The organism is uncultured Winogradskyella sp., from assembly GCF_947496485.1.
Taxonomy (GTDB): domain Bacteria; phylum Bacteroidota; class Bacteroidia; order Flavobacteriales; family Flavobacteriaceae; genus Winogradskyella.
Genome location: NZ_CANMCZ010000001.1, coordinates 599,532 through 620,193, shown reverse-complemented (window position 1 = coordinate 620,193; position 20,662 = coordinate 599,532). Strand labels below are relative to the sequence as shown.

19 protein-coding genes are annotated in these 20,662 nt (G+C 31.3%); 14 read left to right on the top strand and 5 right to left on the bottom strand.

Annotated elements, in window-relative coordinates:
* Position 1 precedes the first annotated feature (1 nt).
* From Q0822_RS02600 to Q0822_RS02545, 12 genes are all read left to right on the top strand, one after another.
* Positions 2 to 1,090, top strand: a complete 1,089-nt coding sequence (locus tag Q0822_RS02600; protein WP_299119781.1) for a hypothetical protein — start codon at positions 2 to 4, stop codon at positions 1,088 to 1,090.
* Complete coding sequence (locus tag Q0822_RS02595; RefSeq protein ID WP_299119779.1) at positions 1,087 to 2,250, top strand: O-antigen ligase family protein; 1,164 nt, start codon at positions 1,087 to 1,089, stop codon at positions 2,248 to 2,250. Before Q0822_RS02600 ends, Q0822_RS02595 begins: the two co-directional genes overlap by 4 nt.
* The gene (locus Q0822_RS02590; protein WP_299119776.1) at positions 2,210 to 3,343 is read left to right on the top strand and encodes a glycosyltransferase family 4 protein; all 1,134 of its coding nucleotides are present in this window, start codon (positions 2,210 to 2,212) and stop codon (positions 3,341 to 3,343) included. Before Q0822_RS02595 ends, Q0822_RS02590 begins: the two co-directional genes overlap by 41 nt.
* Positions 3,330 to 4,496 (top strand): glycosyltransferase, encoded by a 1,167-nt coding sequence (locus Q0822_RS02585; protein WP_299119773.1) that lies wholly within the window; start codon positions 3,330 to 3,332, stop codon positions 4,494 to 4,496. The genes Q0822_RS02590 and Q0822_RS02585 overlap by 14 nt, the downstream gene beginning before the upstream one ends.
* Positions 4,496 to 6,634, top strand: coding sequence for a bi-domain-containing oxidoreductase (locus Q0822_RS02580; RefSeq protein WP_299119771.1), 2,139 nt, complete (start codon positions 4,496 to 4,498; stop codon positions 6,632 to 6,634). The genes Q0822_RS02585 and Q0822_RS02580 overlap by 1 nt, the downstream gene beginning before the upstream one ends.
* Positions 6,615 to 7,817 carry a delta-aminolevulinic acid dehydratase gene (locus Q0822_RS02575; protein ID WP_299119769.1) on the top strand — a complete coding sequence of 401 codons (1,203 nt, stop codon included), beginning with the start codon at positions 6,615 to 6,617 and terminating at the stop codon, positions 7,815 to 7,817. Before Q0822_RS02580 ends, Q0822_RS02575 begins: the two co-directional genes overlap by 20 nt.
* A 1-nt stretch (position 7,818) precedes the next feature.
* On the top strand, positions 7,819 to 8,517 hold the full coding sequence (locus Q0822_RS02570) for a WecB/TagA/CpsF family glycosyltransferase (RefSeq protein ID WP_299119766.1): 699 nt from the start codon (positions 7,819 to 7,821) through the stop codon (positions 8,515 to 8,517).
* A 24-nt stretch (positions 8,518 to 8,541) separates the two neighbouring features.
* The gene (wecB, locus tag Q0822_RS02565; protein WP_299119760.1) at positions 8,542 to 9,633 is read left to right on the top strand and encodes a UDP-N-acetylglucosamine 2-epimerase (non-hydrolyzing); all 1,092 of its coding nucleotides are present in this window, start codon (positions 8,542 to 8,544) and stop codon (positions 9,631 to 9,633) included.
* A gap of 110 nt (positions 9,634 to 9,743) precedes the next feature.
* Positions 9,744 to 10,862, top strand: coding sequence for an MraY family glycosyltransferase (locus Q0822_RS02560; RefSeq protein ID WP_299119758.1), 1,119 nt, complete (start codon positions 9,744 to 9,746; stop codon positions 10,860 to 10,862).
* Positions 10,863 to 10,929: 67 nt separating this feature from the next.
* Complete coding sequence (locus Q0822_RS02555; protein WP_299119755.1) at positions 10,930 to 11,691, top strand: polysaccharide biosynthesis/export family protein; 762 nt, start codon at positions 10,930 to 10,932, stop codon at positions 11,689 to 11,691.
* A gap of 4 nt (positions 11,692 to 11,695) precedes the next feature.
* Complete coding sequence (locus tag Q0822_RS02550) at positions 11,696 to 14,032, top strand: tyrosine-protein kinase domain-containing protein (RefSeq protein WP_299119753.1); 2,337 nt, start codon at positions 11,696 to 11,698, stop codon at positions 14,030 to 14,032.
* A gap of 102 nt (positions 14,033 to 14,134) precedes the next feature.
* Positions 14,135 to 14,554 (top strand): CBS domain-containing protein, encoded by a 420-nt coding sequence (locus Q0822_RS02545; RefSeq protein WP_299119749.1) that lies wholly within the window; start codon positions 14,135 to 14,137, stop codon positions 14,552 to 14,554.
* 19 nt (positions 14,555 to 14,573) lie between these two features.
* Here Q0822_RS02545 and rpe read toward each other — a convergent pair whose 3' ends face one another.
* The 5 genes from rpe to Q0822_RS02520 all read right to left on the bottom strand — a co-directional run bounded on the left by rpe (position 14,574) and on the right by Q0822_RS02520 (position 19,342).
* A complete protein-coding gene (gene rpe / locus Q0822_RS02540) occupies positions 14,574 to 15,236 on the bottom strand; it encodes a ribulose-phosphate 3-epimerase (protein ID WP_299119747.1) in 663 nt (220 codons plus the stop codon).
* Positions 15,237 to 15,428: 192 nt separating this feature from the next.
* Complete coding sequence (locus Q0822_RS02535; protein ID WP_094967995.1) at positions 15,429 to 16,292, bottom strand: sigma-70 family RNA polymerase sigma factor; 864 nt, start codon at positions 16,290 to 16,292, stop codon at positions 15,429 to 15,431.
* 99 nt (positions 16,293 to 16,391) lie between these two features.
* Positions 16,392 to 16,766, bottom strand: coding sequence for a hypothetical protein (locus Q0822_RS02530; protein WP_299119746.1), 375 nt, complete (start codon positions 16,764 to 16,766; stop codon positions 16,392 to 16,394).
* A gap of 56 nt (positions 16,767 to 16,822) precedes the next feature.
* Positions 16,823 to 18,244 (bottom strand): glycosyltransferase family 2 protein, encoded by a 1,422-nt coding sequence (locus tag Q0822_RS02525; protein WP_299119742.1) that lies wholly within the window; start codon positions 18,242 to 18,244, stop codon positions 16,823 to 16,825.
* A 99-nt stretch (positions 18,245 to 18,343) separates the two neighbouring features.
* Positions 18,344 to 19,342 (bottom strand): hypothetical protein, encoded by a 999-nt coding sequence (locus Q0822_RS02520; protein ID WP_299119739.1) that lies wholly within the window; start codon positions 19,340 to 19,342, stop codon positions 18,344 to 18,346.
* 138 nt (positions 19,343 to 19,480) lie between these two features.
* Between Q0822_RS02520 and Q0822_RS02515 the strand changes: the two genes are divergently transcribed.
* The gene (locus Q0822_RS02515; RefSeq protein WP_299119735.1) at positions 19,481 to 19,972 is read left to right on the top strand and encodes a hypothetical protein; all 492 of its coding nucleotides are present in this window, start codon (positions 19,481 to 19,483) and stop codon (positions 19,970 to 19,972) included.
* Positions 19,973 to 20,008: 36 nt separating this feature from the next.
* Positions 20,009 to 20,644, top strand: a complete 636-nt coding sequence (locus Q0822_RS02510; protein ID WP_299119733.1) for a hypothetical protein — start codon at positions 20,009 to 20,011, stop codon at positions 20,642 to 20,644.
* Positions 20,645 to 20,662: the final 18 nt, after the last annotated feature.

The window sequence follows — 20,662 nt, the reverse complement described above, 5'->3', positions numbered from 1 at the left end:
TATGAAAGACAAATTCATTTTGGGACTCAAGAAATTTATTTACTATCATTTTAACGTGTTTAATTATAGAGGTAAAAAGGCTATAGAGTCTGTCCTTGAGATAACAAAACAAGAACAAAAAGCATTTGTAGAATCTAAATATACAGTTGGGATTTTAAAAGAAAAGTGGTATTTACATAGTAACTATATTAAGGCTTGTAATGAATTAAAAATTTCTTATACCGTTATTGATTTCTTTTCCAAAGATTGGTTTAATCAATTAAAATCTAAACCAATTGATTTTTTAATTGCAAGACCATCCGTCCAATATACACCTTGGAAAGATATGTTTGATAACCGATTAAAGTTATTAAAGGATAATTTTAATGTTCCCATTTATCCAAATTATGACGAATTATGGATTTGGGAAAGTAAGTTGAGAACTTTAGATTGGTTAAAGGTTAATGAACTTCCGCATCCTAATTCATATATTTTTTATGATATCAAAGAACTAACAGAATTCGCTTCAAAGTGTTCTTATCCAATAGTGTATAAAGCTAGTAGTGGTTCTGGTGCGTCTGGAGTTAAAATCTTAAATTCCCCGTCACAGTTAAAAAGTGTCGCTAAAAAAGCCTTTAATTCTGGTATTAGAAGCTATCGGAAACATAAGTTAGATAAAGAGCATGGTTCCGTAATTCTTCAAGATTATTTGAACAATGTAAAAGAATGGCGTATCATAAGAATTGGAGATTATTACTTTGGTTTCGAAAAAATAAAAAATGGCGAATTTCATAGTGGCTCACAAAATTTTGGTTATGGTATGCCACCAGAGACCTGCTTAGATATGACGAGGCATGTTACAGATACTTACGATTTTAAATATGTAGATGTAGATATTTTTGTAACTCAAGAAGGTGAATATCTTATAAATGAAATTCAACCTTATTTCGGACAGAAAGATGATAGAGAGTTATTACAAATCGATGGTGAATCTGGGCGATTGAGATATAACGAAATAACTAAAACTTGGGATTTTGAAAAAGGTGAGTTTTGTAGGAATAACTTATGCAACTTAAGAGTTTTAGAAATGATAAAAACGCTTGCCAATTGAAGCTATTAATATTTCTTATTAAATGGGGTTTTCCTTTATTGCTTGTCACTGATTTAAGTTCAGAACTACTTGATAGTGCCATAGTCTTAAATATTTCGAGGGCACTAAGATTAGTAATGTTAGTTCTAATAGTTAAGGAGAATGTTTTACACTATAATATTATAAAAAAATTCAAGTTTTTCAGATACTTTTTAGTTTTTGGGATAGTTTTATTTTTATACTTGTTTACGGATAGAGATTTTTTCGAAGGGTTTTGGATTTATTCTAAAATGCTATTTTGGATTTTAGGTATCAATGTTTTATTTGTTTATGGATTTAAGAATGTTTTTACACTTTCCGATTTTATTGAAGTTGTAAAGAAAGTAGTAGTTGTTGCTTTTGTGTTTACAATTATGTTTTATATATCAGGTTATATAAAAACGGATTATAATGTTGCATCCTATTTAGTTTTATTTATGTATCCTTTAATTTTGTTGAGTACGGAAGGCTATAGTAAAAATAAATTTTTCGTTGCAATTTCAGCCTTAGCCATACTTATTACACTTAAAAGAGGAGCGATGATTGCTTTTGCTTTAGGTAATTTTGTGTATTATCTAGGGAATCTAAAGAATGATTTTAGCTTCAAAAAATTAACTACAGGAATCTTAATTTTTTTAACTTTAGGATTTACTGGCTTATATGTTTTTGAAAGCCAAAAAGACACGATAGAAGATCGATTTAGTGAAGAGCAATTTGATCCGGATAATGAAAAAGCTGGATCCGGGCGTGTAGGTATGTACACAAGATTATATGAATCTTGGTATAATTCAGATAATCATTTTTTTGGATTTGGAAATCAAGAGGATTCACACCGAAACGTAGGACGCAGAACCCATGCACATAGTGATATATTTGGATTTCTATATAATCATGGAATCTTGGGAATAATTTTAATATTAATCTTATATATCAAAGTCATAAAATTCTATTTTTCATATAGAAAATATGATAAGAAGAATTCCGCTATTATTTTGTCCTTATTCGCTATACTAGTTTTAGTTAACTTTTATTCAGGTATGTTTAGAACAACTGATGCAATTTATTTCTTTGCATTATTGCCATATTTACAATTAAGAAGAGATGCCCTTAAACAAAGTACTTATATTAACCAACCCACTTAATCACGAAGGTGGTGTAGTTAATTATTATAATTTATTTTTTAAGCATTTTGAATCGGATGTTATGCTGCTAAAACATGGATCAATAGGCTCTAGAGCCTATTTGTTTTATTACCCTGTACTTAAACGATTATTATATCCGTTTTACTATTTATTTGATGTTTTTATTTATGTTTTTAAATTGATTTTTGATCGCAAAATAAAGATTGTGCAAGTAAGCCCTTCGCTTATTCCAGTACCTTTAATAAGAGATGGACTGTTGGTTGTAATAGCAAAACTTTTAGGCAAAAAAGTAGTAGTTTTCTATAGAGGTTGGAAACTACCTACTTTCAATAAGTTAGTAGAAAGTAATGTTCTAAGAAAACTCTTCAATTTTGTGTTTCAAAAAAATACCCGCCAGGTTGTTTTAGCTTCCTCTTTTAGAAATAATTTACAACAACTTAAACCTAAACACACAACCGATATTTTAGTAACAACAACTGCCATTGATAAAACTGAAATAGTTGAACCTAAAACTTCTTCAAATTTAAAAAATGTAAGGGTCTTGTTTCTAGGAAGGATTCAAGATTTAAAAGGCATTGAAGAATTAATAAATGCTATTATTTTGCTTCATCAAGACAATCAACTAGATAGTTATAATTTTACAATTGTTGGTCACGAAAATAAAACAGGTTATACAAACACATTAATAGAAAAACTACAACGAAGTAATGTCCCGATGGATAAAGTATCCTTTTTAGGAAGAGTTACAGGAAGCAACAAATATCAATTATATGCGAATAATGATGTTTATGTATTACCTTCTTATACTGAAGGTTGTCCGAATAGCTTACTTGAAGCCTTAGCCTCAGGTTTATTTTGTATTACAACAAGAGTCGGAGCGCTTTCAGATTTAATTGTTCCAAAAGAAAATGGATTATTTGTAAATGTTAAGGATTCGAATGATTTATTAAAAGCACTACAATATTGTGCAAACAATGAGAATTTTAATAAAAATAAAATTAAAAATGCTGAACTATATTCTAATACATTTGATATTCATCAAATAACAAAACTATTTGAATCTAAATACATCTCTTTAATTGAAAAAAGATAAACTTTATTTAATAGGTCCAACAGAATCTATTCTCACAAAACGTGGTAATAGATTTCCTAATATGGCACAATTTTTTATTGAACAAGGAGAAGAAATAACTTACTACACTTCAAATTTTTATCATGCTGAAAAACGTTTTTTTTCAAAGCAGGAAATTAAAGCAGCAACTTTCAATTTAGGGTACGACTTAAACGTATTAGGTGTATTAGGTTATTACTCTAATGTTTCACCAAGACGTGTGATATCTAATTTTTTATTTTCTTTACGGTTATTCTTCATTTTACTTTTTAAAGTTTCGAAGCAAGATAGAATACTGTTACCATCTCGACCAGTAGAACTTATTTTTTTTATGGCTATGCTGAAACGAATAAGAGGTGTAAAAATTTATTTAGATATTCAAGATATATGGCCAGATGCTTTAGATATTGAAAATAAAAGAAAGAAAAAGATTTTCGAAATTTATTGTAATATCTATTTAAAGCCATCTTTAAAATATTATTCAGGATCATTGCACGTAGCTCCTTCATTCAAATTATGGCTAAGAAGATATGCGAAAAATACTCCTTCTAGTCTTGTGCCACTTGGATGGGAGAACGAAAGATGGATCGATGTTAAATCAAAAGAGCATCACGAAAGTGCTATTTTAAAATTGGTATGCGTTGCACAATTGCAACACCAGATAGATATTATGCCAATACTAAAAGTTCTTAGGAAGAATGACAAACTGCATTTAACAATTCTTGGAGAGGATGGAACAGGTGAACGATACAAGGAAGTTATTAATTATATAAATACTCATAATATTCAAAATATCGAGATTTTAGGTAAAATTGAGAGAAATGCAATGGTTGAACATTTGGAAGATAAAGACATTGGAATTTTACCAATGATTACATCATCTTTACCAAATAAAATATTTGATTATATGGCTGCAATGTTACCTATTATTGTGTTAGGAGATAATGATAGCTCTAATTTTGTAGTAGAAAATAATATTGGTTGGCAATGTAATTTTAATTCAGAAGATTTGGATGTACTTTTGCAAAGTTTAAACACAAAGGAAATTCAATCAAAAAAGAATGAAGTAGTGTTAATAAGAGATAATTTTTCAAGAAATATTTTACATAAAAAAATTAAAGATATTATAGCATAATGCAACAACTTACACAAAAGCTAGGATCTGGCGATATGATAATTCAGGATGTGCCATATCCTCAATTAGGCAAAGGAATGGTAATCGTTAAAAACCATTATTCCATTATTAGTGCAGGTACAGAGGGGTCTACAGTCGTAGCAGCACGTAAAAGCTTAATTGGTAAAGCAAAGGAGCGGCCACAACAAGTAAAGCAAGTTATAGACACCTTTAAAAAACAAGGTCCAGTTCAAACCTACAGAGCTGTAATGAAAAAACTAGATGCCTACTCACCATTAGGATACAGCTGTGCAGGAGAAGTCATAGAAGTTGGAGAAGGGGTTACCGAGTTTGAAGTGGGTGATAAAGTTGCCTGTGCAGGTGCAGGTTATGCAAATCATGCAGAAATTGTTTCAGTGCCAATAAATCTTTGTGTTAAGTTAGATAAAGACACTAATTTAAAGGATGCAGCGTACAACACTTTAGGAGCAATCTCTATGCAAGGTGTACGTCAAGCAGATTTACGATTGGGTGAATCTTGTGTTATTATTGGTCTGGGATTATTAGGACAATTGGCAGCTTTAATTTTAAAAGCTTCTGGAGTCACTGTCATAGGTGTAGATGTATCTGAAGCCGCAGTAAAGCAAGCTGTTGACCATAAAGTGGTTGATTTAGGTTTAACCAGAAACGCGGCAGGAGTAGAAGAACAGATTTTAAGTTTAACGAATGGTTATGGTACTGATGCCGTAATTATAGCGGCAGCAACAAATAGCTTAGATCCTATAAATTTTGCAGGAGCAATAGCCCGTAAAAAAGGAAAAGTTGTTGTTTTAGGTGCTGTACCTACAGGTTTTGAGCGCGATCCTTATTGGTACCGAAAAGAACTAGAATTGAAAATGGCGTGTTCGTACGGTCCGGGACGTTATGATCTAAATTATGAGGAAAAGGGTATCGATTATCCATTACCTTATGTGCGTTGGACAGAAAAACGCAACATGGAAGCCTTTCAGAATTTAATTGCAACTAAGAAAATAGATATTGGTTATTTAACTACTCACGAATTTGAGTTTGATAATGCAAAAGAAGCATTTGATTTAGTGGTGTCCAAAGCTGAACCATTTACAGGTATTGCTTTAAAATACAATACAGAAAAAACGGCTAATAAATCTAAAATCATTACTTCTGAAACTGAGCAATTAGGGAAAATCAATATTTCATTCATTGGAGCTGGTAGTTATGCTCAAGGAAATTTATTACCAAATATACCTGATTCGAATGATGTAGGCAGAGTAGGTGTGTTAACAAATACTGGAACGACCTCTAAACGAGTAGCCGAGAAATTTAAGTTTCAATTTTGTGCTACAAACGAAGGCGATGTCTTAGATGAGAAAACCAATACGGTTTTTGTGGCAACCCGTCACGATTCACATGGATCATATGTTTTAAAAAGCTTAAAAGCCAACAAAAATGTTTTTGTTGAAAAACCTTTATGTCTATTAGAATCTGAATTGAACGAAATCATTGAAGCACAATCTAGAGCAAATAAAGCCGTGATGGTAGGTTTTAACAGACGCTTTTCTCCGCTAACTAAAAAATTGAAGAAAGCCTTAGGTAATAACCCTATGACCATGCTTTATAGAATTAATGCAGGTTCAATTCCTGGTGATAATTGGATACAGGATTTAGAAATTGGTGGTGGCCGTGTATTAGGTGAAGTCTGTCATTTCATTGATTACTTGACTTATCTCAACGGAAGTCTTCCAGTTAAAGTGTCGGCATCGGCACTTCCAGACGCTAATAATTTAAATGACACATTAAACATATTAATTCAATTTGAAAATGGGTCTTCCGGTGTAGTAGCCTATTATGCTAACGGTTCTAAATCCATGACTAAAGAATATGTGGAGGTGTTTTCTGCCGGACTTTCAGCAACCTTGAATGATTTTAAAGAATTGAAAATTTACGGAAAAGGAAAACCTAAAAAGGATAAGATTTTTAATCAAAATAAAGGTCAGAAAGAAATGGTTGAAGCTTTTGTAAGTGGGTTGTTAACCGATGGCAAAGCACCAATTCCTTTTGACGATATTGTTGCCGTTACAAAAGCATCATTTAAAGTTTTAGAATCTGTAAAACGCGGAGGTGAGCAAGTTGAAATCTAATATTGCATCCAATTTTAAAAGGCTTAAAAGCTATTGTGAAGCTGAAAACTTTAAAGGTTGGGATCCTTATGATGGGATGAACTCTAAGGTTTTTCAGGCTTTGCCATTAAAGCATTGGGATTTAGCGAGACTAGCTTGGATTCAAGGATTTAAACGAAGTCCAATTAACTTTCGTAAGATACTTTTAGTCCCTAAAGAACACAACACAAAAGGTGTTTCATTATTCCTTTTAGGCTATTGTCGTTTGTATCAATTAGCCAAAAATGGAAATGATGAATTCGGTACTAAAGAAGAGATATTGCAACGTATCAATGAACTTTCTGATTTATTGTTAACATTAAGATCTAAAGGGTATTCGGGCTCAGCTTGGGGTTATAATTTTGATTGGCAAGCAAGACGACTATTTCTTTTTAAGAAACATACTCCAACAGTTGTTGCAACTTGCTTTTGTGTGGAAGCTCTACTAGAAAGCTATGAAATAACTAAAGATGAAAGGGTTTTAAAAGAAACCTTAACTGCTGCAGATTTTGTTGTAAATGATCTGTCAAGAACAAAACATCAAAGAGGAATTATTTTTTCTTATAGCGTAGAAGATGGAAATAATACAGTTATTAATGCATCTTTGTTAGGTGCGAAGATTTTAAGCTATTCATATAAGTACACTAAGAGTCAAGAGCATTTAGAATTAGCAAAAAAGGCAGTAAGTGCAGCTTGCGATTTACAAAATGAAGACGGTTCATGGATCTACGGTTTGCTGACGGTACAATCTTGGATCGACAGTTTTCACACAGGGTTTAATTTAGATGCTATTGAAACCTATCAACAAAATACTGGAGATCAAAGTTTTCAAATATATTTAGATAAAGGGTTAAAATACTATTTAGAAAATTTCTTTGAAGCTGATGGTATGCCTAAATATTATCACGATAAAACTTTTCCTATTGATATTCACTGTCCGGCGCAAGTTATTGTTACCTTATCAAAAATGAAGGCATTTCAAGCTAACGAGGCTTTACTTTCAAAGGTTTTACAATGGACTATAAATAATATGCAACATAAGAAAGGCTATTTTTACTATCAATATAGAAAGGGAATGAGTTCTAAAATCTCATATATGCGATGGAGTAATGCCTTTATGTTTAATGCCATGGCCCATTATTTGCTAGAAACAAATTCGAAATAAAATGGAAGCTAAATCCTTAAACGGAGTAATGACATTTGCTCCTACATCTCGAAAAGAATTGATGCAATATGCTTTTGATAACCATAAAATAATGGTAGCGGTTAATGCTGAAAAGATTTTGCACGCAACAGATGAAAGTAGAGCGTTAATTAATAGAAACCTAGGGTATCCAGATGGGATTGGTGCAGTTTGGGCCTTACAGAAAAAAGGTGCTGTTAAGGTGGTTAAAATTCCAGGTTGTGAGCTTTGGTTAGATGTTGTTGAGAATTATTATAAAACAAAATCCTTTTATTTAGTAGGGGGAAAACAAGAGATAATTGATGCCACAGTTAAAAAATTAAGGTCTGAGTTTAATGGTATTAATATTGTTAATTTTAGAAACGGATATATTAAAACTGAGGAAGAAGAACTTGTTTTAATCGAAGATATAAAAAAGCATAGCCCAGATGTTATTTTTGTTGCTATGGGCTCACCAAAACAAGAATTATTGATGGAACGTATTCAAAAGGAGCACAAAGCCGTATATCAGGGCTTAGGAGGCAGTTTTGATGTTTATACAGGAAATGTAAAACGTGCTCCAGAATGGTGGGTTAAGAATAATATGGAGTGGACGTATAGATTACTAAGTCAACCATCAAGAATAAAAAGACAGATTCATTTAGTTCGTTTTTTCGTTAATTTGCATTTAAATCGATATTAATCCGGTTTTCAATTTTATTTAAATATGTATAAAGTCACAATAATTGCTGGTGCACGTCCTAATTTTATGAAGATTGCACCAATTATTCATGCTATTCAAAAAGCAAAAGAAGAGAATTTCGAAATCGATTTCCGATTAGTACACACAGGACAACATTATGACAAAAATATGTCTGGTAGTTTTTTTGAACAGTTAGAAATTCCTAAACCCCATGTTAATTTAGAATGTAGTGGTGGTACACAGGCTGAGCAGACAGCAGCAATTATGATCAGTTTTGAGAAAGAATTAATGACAAATCCTGCAGATTTAGTACTTGTTGTCGGTGATGTTACCTCTACTATGGCATGTGCTCTGGTCGCTCAAAAATTACATGTAGAAGTAGCACATGTAGAGGGTGGTATTAGATCAGATGATTGGTCAATGCCAGAAGAGATTAACCGTTTAGTAACGGACAGCATTACTAATTACTTTTTCACCACATCTGAATCTGCAAATGCTAATTTGAAAAACAGTGGAGTAAAAGACGATCAGATTTTCTTTGTCGGAAACACGATGATAGATACCTTATTAAAACAACGCCCCAACTTTACTCAACCTATAGTTTGGGACGAATTGGGATTAAAAGAACGGAATTATATTGTAATGACATTGCATCGACCTGCAAATGTAGATGAAGAATCGCAATTAAAGGATATGATTGACGAAATTATTGCGAATACCCAAGAATTACCTTTGGTCTTTCCAGTGCACCCAAGAACTGCGAAAATTTTAAAACGTCTCAACGTGAATCATTCTAGGCTACATATGGTTGAGCCTTTGAGTTATTTAGAATTCAATTATTTAGTGGAGAGAGCAAAAGCGGTAATTACTGATTCAGGTGGTATAACTGAAGAAGCTTCTATAATGAGAGTCCCGTGCTTAACCTTACGTGACAATACAGAGCGGCCAGAGACCATTACTTTGGGGACTAACGAGTTAGTAGGCACAAACCCTAAAAATCTTAAACCATTTCTTGATAAATTATTTGCAGGAAAATGGAAAATAGGAAATTATATTCCATTATGGGATGGTAAGACAGCCGAACGAATTGTTGAAACTTTGAAAAAAATGTGTTAAATTAATTGTCGAATGAATCAGTGACATTGCTTTTATTAAGCTTAGAATCTAAGTTATAAAATTGTAACTTGCAACAACCTTTAAGTAGGTCCGTAATATTTTTCTTGTTTATGATTAAAACACTACTAGACAATTTTAACCCAGAAAATAATGCTATTCTATGGTTAATTGCCGCTTTTGTGATTGCATTTATTATTGCGTGGCAAACTTTTCCAACAATATTATATGTAGCTAAGGAAAAACATTTAATGGATGAGCCAGATAGTAGAAGCGTACATTCTAATAAAACACCTACACTAGGAGGTATTGGCATTTTTCTTGGATTAATAGTTGTAATGACAATTGTTGGTGCCTTTCTAAACACCAAAGTATTGTTACTAGTAATGGGAGGTTTAACAATTTTGTTTTTTTTAGGCTTAAAAGATGATCTTACTGTGCTGTCGCCAGGTAAAAAACTCATAGGACAACTCTTTGCGGCAACTTTGCTGATTGTTTTTACGGATACTCGTATTATCGGTTTTTCGAGTATTTTGGATGTTTATACATTGCCTTATTGGGTTTCAATAGGGTTTACCTTGTTTGTCTATATTTTAATTATCAATGCTTATAATCTTATTGATGGTGTGGACGGTTTGGCAGGAACAATAGCCATGAGTGTTAGTGCAATATTCGTATATCTCTTTGTAAATGCAAATGATTTAAGTTTGGCAACCATAGCTATTGCACTATGTGGAGTATTATTAGCATTCCTTAGATTGAATTTTTCAAAAAATAATAAAATATTTATGGGAGATACTGGCTCCATGATAGTTGGCTTTCTGCTGGCATTTTTCACCATAAGCTTTATTAATATTGCTCAAGTTGATGATACATCAGATTATTATAGGGCATCACCAGCTTTAGCCTTTGCTTTGTTGTTTTATCCCTTACTAGATACACTGCGCATCTTTTTTATTAGAATTGTGATTCTAAAAACAAGCCCTTTTAGAGCAGATAAAAATCATATTCACCATAAATTTATTGAAATAGGTTACAGTCATTTAATGACAACAGTTTTAATATGTGGAATTAACTTCGTTATTGTCTGCATTGCTTTCAACTTATTACATCTTAATTTAAATACTCAGATAATTTGCCTTTTGATTTATGGTTCTGTCTTATATATTTTACCATTTGGGTTTCGTAAATTTAAAAACAACTCAAAAATTGCAGAAAAGGAAGTGCGTTAATTGCGCTTTAGGTTTTGCTAATACTGTAATTGCAGTTATATTTGCCTCTTATAAAAAAGATATCTCAATGAATTTTAAAATATTAGGCTTTTTTTGCCTTTTCTTCTTAGCGTCTTGTGCTTCTAAAAAAGAAGTATTGTATTTACAGGATATCGAAGTGAATAAAGCGAGTTCAATACCTTATCAATCAGCGACTATACAGCCTAACGATATTCTTAAAGTAACTATTGGTAGTCTTGAGCCTGAAGCGGCATTACCTTACAATAAAGGTATATCTTTGGGGGCTCAGCCTCAGAATTTAGAGCTTATGAAGTTAGATGGTTATGTAGTTTCCTTAAGTCACACAATAACAATACCTGTATTAGGTGAAATAATTACTCAAGATAAAACTACAAAGCAGCTAGAAGAAATTATTACCTCAAAATTAATCTCTGAAGGTCATCTTACAGAAGCGCGAGTTAATGTTAGATTAATCAACGCAAAAGTCACCATTTTGGGTGAAGTTAATAATCCTGGAACTTTTAATTACACTGATCAGAATATGACGCTTATCCAGGCTCTTGGTTACGCTGGTGATCTAACTATAAATGGAAAACGAGATGATATATTAATGACGAGAGAAGTTGATGGTATCCGTAAAATAACGCGTATAGATTTAACGTCTGCAGAATTTATGAATAGTGAATTTTATTTTGTTAGACCTAATGATTTTATAATCGTCAATCAGAATAATCCTAGAGTAAAAAACGCTGGTTTTGTTAAGGATGTTGGTACAATATTAACAATAGCGTCATTAGCACTTAGTATAACAATTTTATTGTCAAGATAGCTTTATGGATAATTCATTTACTAGTTTTTCTTTAAAAGAAGAAGATAACATAGATATAAAACAGGAGATTAGACGATATATACGTTATTGGCCATGGTTTGCTTTAACCTTGGTAATTTCATTATTAGCAGCATATTTATATTTACGTTATACACCTCAAGTTTATCAAACATATTCTAAAGTAAAAATATTAGATGAGTCTGATGGTTTAGAATTGCCAACTTCTGCATTTATATTTAAGCGAACAAATATTAACTTAGAAAACGAGATTGAAATTTTAACGTCCTACTTAATAATGAATCGCGTTGTAAGGGAGTTAAATTTAAATACTATTTTTTATGAGGAAGGCACTATCCAAACTTCTCAAATCGATGCGTTACCATTCGAGTTCCAGCAAATCATAAATTCAGATAGTATAGTTGAAAGTCTGACTTATAAGGTTAAAGTTAGAGAGAAGGGATTTGAAATTACCAACATCAACACAGACAAAGTATTCTCTTTTGATGAATTTTCGACCTATACTAAAGAGCATCGTTTACCATTTAATGTAAAAATTGATTCAGATAAAGGTTCAAGGATAAAATTTGTTGGTGGGAATTATATTATAAAATTTAAAACAATTAAAAGTGTCGCTCTAGGTTTAAAATCAAAAATTAAAGTTGAATCAATTGGCGAGTTGAGTGACTTACTTAAATTAACTATTAAAGGTGAAAGCAAAGAACTTTCAGAAAATATATTGAACAAACTAATGGATGTTTTTAACGATGATGGAATTTATGATCGACAGTTGATTTCTATACGTACTGAAGATTTTATAAATGAGCGTATGGTGTTTTTAGCTAGAGAATTGGATTCTGTGGAAATAAGTTATCAAGACTTTAAACAAAGAAATAATCTTGTAAATATTACAGCAGATGCCGAATTAGGTTTAGAGCAGCGTACAAAATCTGAAGAAGAAGTATTTCAAATAGAAAATCAATTAACCCTATCACGTTTATTAAAAAGTTCATTAAATGATAATTCACAGTCCGATTTATTGCCCTCTAATATTGGTATTGATAATTCAAGTCTAAATGGACTTATTTCAGATTATAATAATGCTGTCATTAATAGGGATAAGTTAAAGAATAGTGGTGGAGTTAATAATCCCAGAGTTAAGCAAGTAGTATCCCAGGTTGAAAATTTGAAAGATAATATCAACAGGTCTCTAAATGCTTATATAAATCAGCTAAGTGCATCTCAACAGCAATTGGGAAATAGAAATCGTCAATTTTCTGGTAAGGTGGCTCAAATTCCTGAAAAAGAACGTTTACTTAGAGCCATTGTGCGCCAACAGAAGATTAAAGAAAGTCTATATGTGCTCTTACTTCAAAAACGTGAAGAGGCTGCAATTAATTTGGCCATTACAGAACCTTCTATTAAGGTTGTAGAATATGCTCTATCAGGTTCAAATCCAATTTCTCCAAAATCAAATATTATTTATGCTGGTGCAATTTTAGGCGGGTTATTAATTCCATTTGGCATTTTATATCTCATTTTTATGCTTGATACAAAATTGCATAGTAAAGAAGATATTACTAAAATAAATTCGAAAGTTCCAGTAATTGGCGAAATACCTGATGTAAAAAAGAAGCAAGATATTATTTTTGATGACCCAAATGCAAGAACTGCATTGGCCGAATCTTTTAGAATATTGAGTTCTAATGTTGATTATATATTACCTGTAAGTAATGATAGCAAAGCCAAAGTAATCTATTGTACTTCTACCATAAAAGGGGAGGGGAAAACTTATATCAGCCTCAATTTGTCTTTAGCACTATCTAGTATAAATAAGAAAGTTTTATTAATTGGTGCAGATTTAAGAAATCCGCAAATACATACTCATATTAATCAAGATAAACATAAACCAGGGCTATCAAATTATCTTCATGATATAAACTATAATTGGAAAGACTCCTTAATAAATGGATTTGATAAACATCCAAATCATCAGATAATCTTGTCTGGGAGTATTCCACCTAATCCAGCTCAATTATTAACTAATGGTCGATTTACAAAACTCATTGAAGAAGCAAAACTTGAGTACGATTATATTATTGTTGATACAGCTCCTACTATTTTAGTAACAGATACAATGCTTATATCTCCTTTGGCTGATGCCACCATTTATTTAGCTAGAGCTAATTATACTGAGAAGAATTTATTAAAATTTTCAAAAGAGTTATTTGAAGCCGGAAGACTAAAGAATATGGCGTATGTTGTTAATAGCGTTGGTGCAAGTAAATCTTATGGTTATGGTTATAATTATGGTTATAATTATGGGTACGGTAATAAGAATTAACCTTTAGTATAATCGTTTTTTGCGAAAAACCGCATGATATTTATCATACTTTGAAATGGTTTTATAAAGTACTTTTAATAGTGAATTATAAAACTAAAAGCCATGAAATATATAGAACCTATTTCGGCAATAATGACTACCGATATTATTGCACTCAATAGAGAAGATGATCTTGAAACAGCAGAAATGCTATTCAAACGAAATAAAATTAGACACATTCCTGTAGTAAAAGAGGAAGTTGTTATCGGGATGTTAAGTTATACGGATTTATTAAGAATAAGCTTCGCTGATGCCGTAGATGATACAGAAACAGAAGTTGATACCTTAGTTTATAATATGTTTACCATTGATCAAGTGATGGCTAAAAACATAGTTACAGTAAGTTCTACTGCAACAATTAAAGAGGTTGCGAAAATTTTAGCTACACAAGAATTTCATGCTTTACCTGTAGTAGATAACGGTCTTTTAGTTGGCATTGTTACAACTACCGACTTAATCAATTATCTATTAAAGAAATTGTGAAATTGAATAATGGCCTCTCTTAATAATTAGCTAAAGCCCTTAAATTCTTAATAGTCTCAGTAGGGTTTGCGCTTTTAAAAATATGACTGCCGGCTACAAATGTGTTAGCCCCAGCTTCAACTAGTTTGTCAATATTCTTGTCTGTTACACCGCCGTCAATCTCAATACGCGTATTTAAGCCTTGCGCATCAATCATTTGACGTAGTTTTTTTACGCGCTTATAAGTTACTTCTTCAAATTTCTGACCACCAAATCCAGGATTTATGGACATTAGCAAAATCATATAACATTCAGGTAAAATATCTTCTAAAACAGAAATTGGGGTAGTTATGTTTAGAACAATCCCAGCTTTACAACCAGCATCTTTAATTTGTCTTAGAGTTCGGTGTAGATGTACAGTAGATTCATAATGAACTGTTATAATATCCGCTCCCACCTTGGCGAACTCTTCAATATAACGCTCAGGTTTTTCAATCATTAAATGGACATCTAAAGGTTTAGTTGCGTGCTTTTTTATTGCTGCTATTACTGGCATACCATATGATATGTTAGGAACAAAATGACCATCCATTACATCGATATGAAACCAATCTGCATCACTGTTATTTACCATTTCTGTATCACGTTGCAGATTGCCAAAATCAGCAGCTAGCATTGAAGGTGCGATTATTTTTGAAGCCATTTTTTGTATAGTGTTTTGATTTGCTCAAAGGTAAATAAAAAATGAAGTTTCTTTTATTTTGAATTGATAAGATATTTAAAAAAGTGAACCCACGGTAATCAGCCGTGGGTTCTTTCATCAATCAAAAAACGAACAGTTATGTTTTGTAACTGTTGTTACCTTTATTAGGTTGGTCGTTAAATATACGAAATCCTAACCTAAATATGTCTTTAATATTTTACTTCTAGAAGTATGTTTTAATCTTCTAATCGCTTTTTCTTTTATCTGTCTTACACGTTCACGAGTTAAATCGAAAGTTTCTCCAATTTCTTCTAACGTCATTGGATGCTGATTCCCTAATCCAAAATACAAGCGAATAACATCTGCTTCACGAGGTGTTAAGGTTTCTAGTGCACGTTCAATCTCAGTTCGTAAAGATTCGTGTAATAAATCTTTATCTGGATTTGGTGATTCACCACTGCGCAATACATCGTATAGGTTAGAATCTTCGCCTTCAACTAAAGGCGCATCCATACTAACGTGACGACCAGAATTTTTCATGGACTCCTTAACATCGTTAATAGTCATATCTAATTCCTTTGCTATTTCTTCTGCAGACGGTGGTCGCTCATGGCTTTGCTCTAAAAAAGCAAATGTTTTATTAATTTTATTTATAGAACCAATCTTGTTTAACGGTAAACGTACTATACGAGATTGTTCTGCCAATGCTTGTAAAATAGATTGTCTAATCCACCATACGGCATATGATATAAACTTGAATCCACGTGTTTCATCAAAACGTTGTGCGGCTTTAATTAAACCTAAATTACCTTCATTTATTAAATCTGGTAATGTTAAACCTTGGTTTTGATACTGCTTAGCAACGGAAACAACAAAACGTAGGTTCGCTTTTGTTAGTTTCTCTAATGCAATCTGATCTCCAGCTTTAATACGTTGAGCTAATTCTACCTCTTCGTCTGCTGTAATAAGATCTACCTTACCAATTTCTTGTAAATACTTATCTAACGATGCAGTTTCCCTATTGGTAACCTGCTTGGTAATTTTAAGTTGTCTCATTTAATTTTTAAGATTTGTGCAATTACTCTGCAACAACGTGTTGCTGTTTATTATACGTAAAAAAGCATGTGAATGTTACACAATATTAAAAAAAAACTTTTAAATCTTTAAGAGTTTAACGGTATCAAGATTAATATCATCAATGGTTTCATCAGTAAATTTATAATGACCACGAGTTGTTATTAATCTAAAGCGATATGATTTTATTTGGCTTAAAGTATTTAGAAAGAGCCATTTAGATTTTAATAATCTAGGTTTTTCAGATTTTAAACTCAAGTCAAAAATATGTTTTCTTCCTTCTTTTTCTGCAACAATATCTGGTGTTACATCAATATCACTACCTTTTTTGTGGTAAGACTTAGGAGACTCATAACCTTCAATATCTGCTTTAATATTGTTATATCCTAAATTTTCAAGGTATTGAATTGAATGGTTTAGCTCATCTGTGTACTTACTCTTGTCCTGTGTTATCATAGCTAATAATGTAGTGAATTTTAGAGAAAACACCAAATTTCTATATTATTAGTTGTTTAACCACGGGTCAGCCAACCTCTTCTGCTGGCAGTTGCTATAGCGTAAGGCGTAATCCAAAATAAAGCGAATGTATATAAAATACTATAGGAATATGCCCAAATACCTTCAGTAGTTTTGTACTGATTTGCAAAAAATAATACAGAAAATGTGGAGGCAACTAAAATACTAACCAATGTTGATCCTAAAAATAGTAAAGGATGGACTAAAACAAAGAACAACATTGAAACCAACAAAGGATAACTCATCAATATTTTTAGGAATTGACTTATAAATAGGATTCGAGCTCCTGTCTTTCCTTTTTTTCTAAAATTGGTAAAAACATATTTTGCCATTTCAAGATTTTCTCTCACATTACTGCGTCCCCAACGAATAAACATTTTGTATAATCCTAAATATTGTTCTGGTACGTTAGTATATGCTACTGCATTTTTTTGAAATAAAACGTGTTTACCTTGTTTTAAGATCATATTTGTCATTGCTCTATCTTCACCAATATCAGATGCTTTTCCCATAAATGTCTGGTTAATCCATTGTGGTAAACATTTATGAACAGCAGTACTGCTGTAAGCTGCTAATGCACCAGGTGTACATAAAACAGAATTCAGATTACTCTCGGCAGAACGCACAAATTCAAAACTCATTACAAAGCTTACATCAAGCATTTTTGGGAGCATTTCTTTTTTGTTATTTAAAACTCTAATATTTCCAGCGACTGCACCACATTTTTCATTCTTTACGAAAGGGCTCACTAAATTTCTAAGTGTATCTTCTGTAACAATAGAATCACTATCTACAGTAACATATACATTTCCTGTTCCTAAATTGAATCCGCGATAAAGAGCATGGCGCTTTCCTTTATTTTTTGGTTGTTGATAAATTTCTAAGCGATCACCAAGTTTTGTTTTAGCATCAAGCATCCAATTCCATGTATCGTCTTTACTGCCATCATCAATAGAAATAATCTGAATTTTTTCTTCAGGATAATTACTGTTTGCTAGACTCATTAAAGTGTCCCACACTTGTTTCCCTTCATTATAAGCAGGCACAATTACAGTACACGTTGGTAATTCACTATCTGATACAGATGCAATAGGTTTATATTTATAGTAATTATAAGCTTTGTATAGAAAAAAGGTGGCTTTAAACCCAAATAAGCTTGTAGCTAATACTATAAAAGTATAACCTAAAGTAGAACTTGCTTTATCGACTTTTAATTGTTCAAAATCATTATGAAATACAGAGAGGAAATAAATTCCGATAATAAGGAGTAAAAAAGAGCTGAACAGAACAATTTTATTATACGGACTTTCGATTTTACTTTTACTAGTTAAAAAGAAATTAAGATCACTTGAAAGTTTTTTAGATTTGCGTTTTGTATTGGATATAAAGTTGTTTGAAGCAATTTTTTTTGGGGACATATATCTATTTATGATTAAATAATTAATTGATAATAGATGTACGTTGTCTTATTGAGTTTGGATTTTTTTTATTTTTATTTAACATTAAGATTCTTATTTTTATTCAAATCCAAAGGACTCTTCTAAATTTATTCTACTTCTCAGCTTGTCAATTTTCTGAATCATTTTATTAAAGAATAAGACTCTATCTTTTTCTCCTGAATGCACTAAGAGTTTTGAATTAGACATTTGTCTAGAAAAGAAGTCGTCCATAATATTACAAGTATCTTGATGTTCTATTTTTAGATATTCTAAAACAGTATATGGAACAAAAAAAATCTTTTTAAGCGTTGTTTTTACCATAATGATATTACTCATAGTCAATAAATCGCTCTTATATAAGTTATAAGATGCATTATTTTGTGAGTTTATAATGCTTTGTTGGATGGTTTGCTTTTCTACATGATTTACAATGTCTTCAAGATCATCGCATATTTTTAAGGCCAAGTTTTTAGAAAGTAGTTGAGACTCAAAAAAGTAAATAATTTGTTCAAGTGTTCCATTGATAGTATTATCATTCCAGAACTCAGTAATATTAATATAATTATATGTCTGTCCTAATTCAAATGCTTTTTCTAATAAAGACTTAGGAATAGTTGTCATGAATTCATCAAATGATACTTTGTTTTTGGTCATTTCCTTATCAGTAAGTTTCAACCAAACATAGATCTTGTAACGTGTTATATAAGAGTCTTTTAAAGTATAAAATAAAGGAATGTCTTTTGCGGAATATAATATAGATGCGCTTTTAAGTTTCGATAATGGGATTAAATTTTCAATAGACTTTGCGAAATAGGATTCTAACTGAATTTCATTAGTTATAACGGGAGATGTTTCGGTAAGAATAGTGTTTTGGCTTCCAACTTCATACAACTTATTAAGCGATACATTGAAATGTTTTGCGAGTTTGATACTTTCATCTAATGTTATATTAGTTTTAAGATTTACTCTTCTGTAAGCAGCATCATATCCAATATCTAAAACTAATGCTATTTCATCTATAAAAGAAGAATTGAGATTACTCTTTTCTTTTAAATATTGTATAAATTGTTTTTGCATAAATCAATAAATAATTAAGATTAAGTCTATGATATTTGCAAAAAATACAAATAATATATTTGAATTTCGATTTTATTGTTTATTTAAACTTAAATATTACAAGTAATTTTAAGTTGCTAATCTAAAAATTTTTTAACCATGAAATCTTTATTTATCGCAATTGTATTATTGATAAGTGTAAATATGTACTCTCAAAATGAACCCAAATACAAGGATGTTTTTATAAGGATTTATAATTTAGAAGGAAAGAAAATAGCAAAAGGTAAGCTGCTTTTTATTACCGAAAAGTCAATTACATTATTTAGAAGGAATAAAAGAATAAAGGTCACTTTAGATGATATTGGTAAAATTAGAACCAAGCGTTCTTTTGGAAATAATGTTGTAAAAGGTGCAGCTATTGGCGGAACTTCGCTTGCAATTGTTGGAGCAGCATCTGCACCTAATAATTCATCTTTTTTGAGCTATACTCCTCCAGAGGGAGCATTAATAGGAACAATTTTAGGTGGATTTTTTGGCACAGTGATAGGTACACTTACAGGATTATTTAAAAATTCTAAAGGCTATGAAATTAATGGGGACTCAACAAAATTGGGGTTATTTAAAGATTTAATATTAAAAAATAATGAATAAAAAGTAAAAGCTGATGTATAACTAACACTTTGAATTATGAAAAAAAATATGATTTTTTGTATTCTCACACTAGTCATTTGTAGTTGTGAAATTAACCTAGATGATGACATAAAGTATTATCGATTCAGTAAAAATGATTATAAATTTATTCCAACTGTATATCAAGATATTGATAGAATAATCACATTCAAGAACCAGCAAAGTGAAGAAGTTAAAATTGAAGTAAAGGGTTATAATAAAAACAAAAAGTCTAATGGTGGATGGAACTGGGCAGGAGGTGCATCAACAGACTTATATTATACTGATCAGATAATTATATGGCTAGATTTGATGGATGTTAATTTCCCCGAAATAGGAGATGGTTATTGCGACCAGATTCATATCACAATTGAAAAAAGAAGTGATGGGACAACAGAAACTATATTAAAAATTCCTTCCTACAGTAACTATTGCTCAAGAATCAGTTTGCCCTCTTTATCACCATATATTGAATTGCAAAGCATGAGTATTGGAAATGTTAGTTACGATAGTGTAAAAGTTTTTGAAACAGAAGAAAACTTTTTGTTTTATGATGAGTCAACAATAGATAAAATATATTATGATTTTAATCAAGGTATAATTGGGTTTGATGATACTGAAAACAATATTCAATACAGAATAGTAAATGAATAACTAGAAAAAAAAACTGCT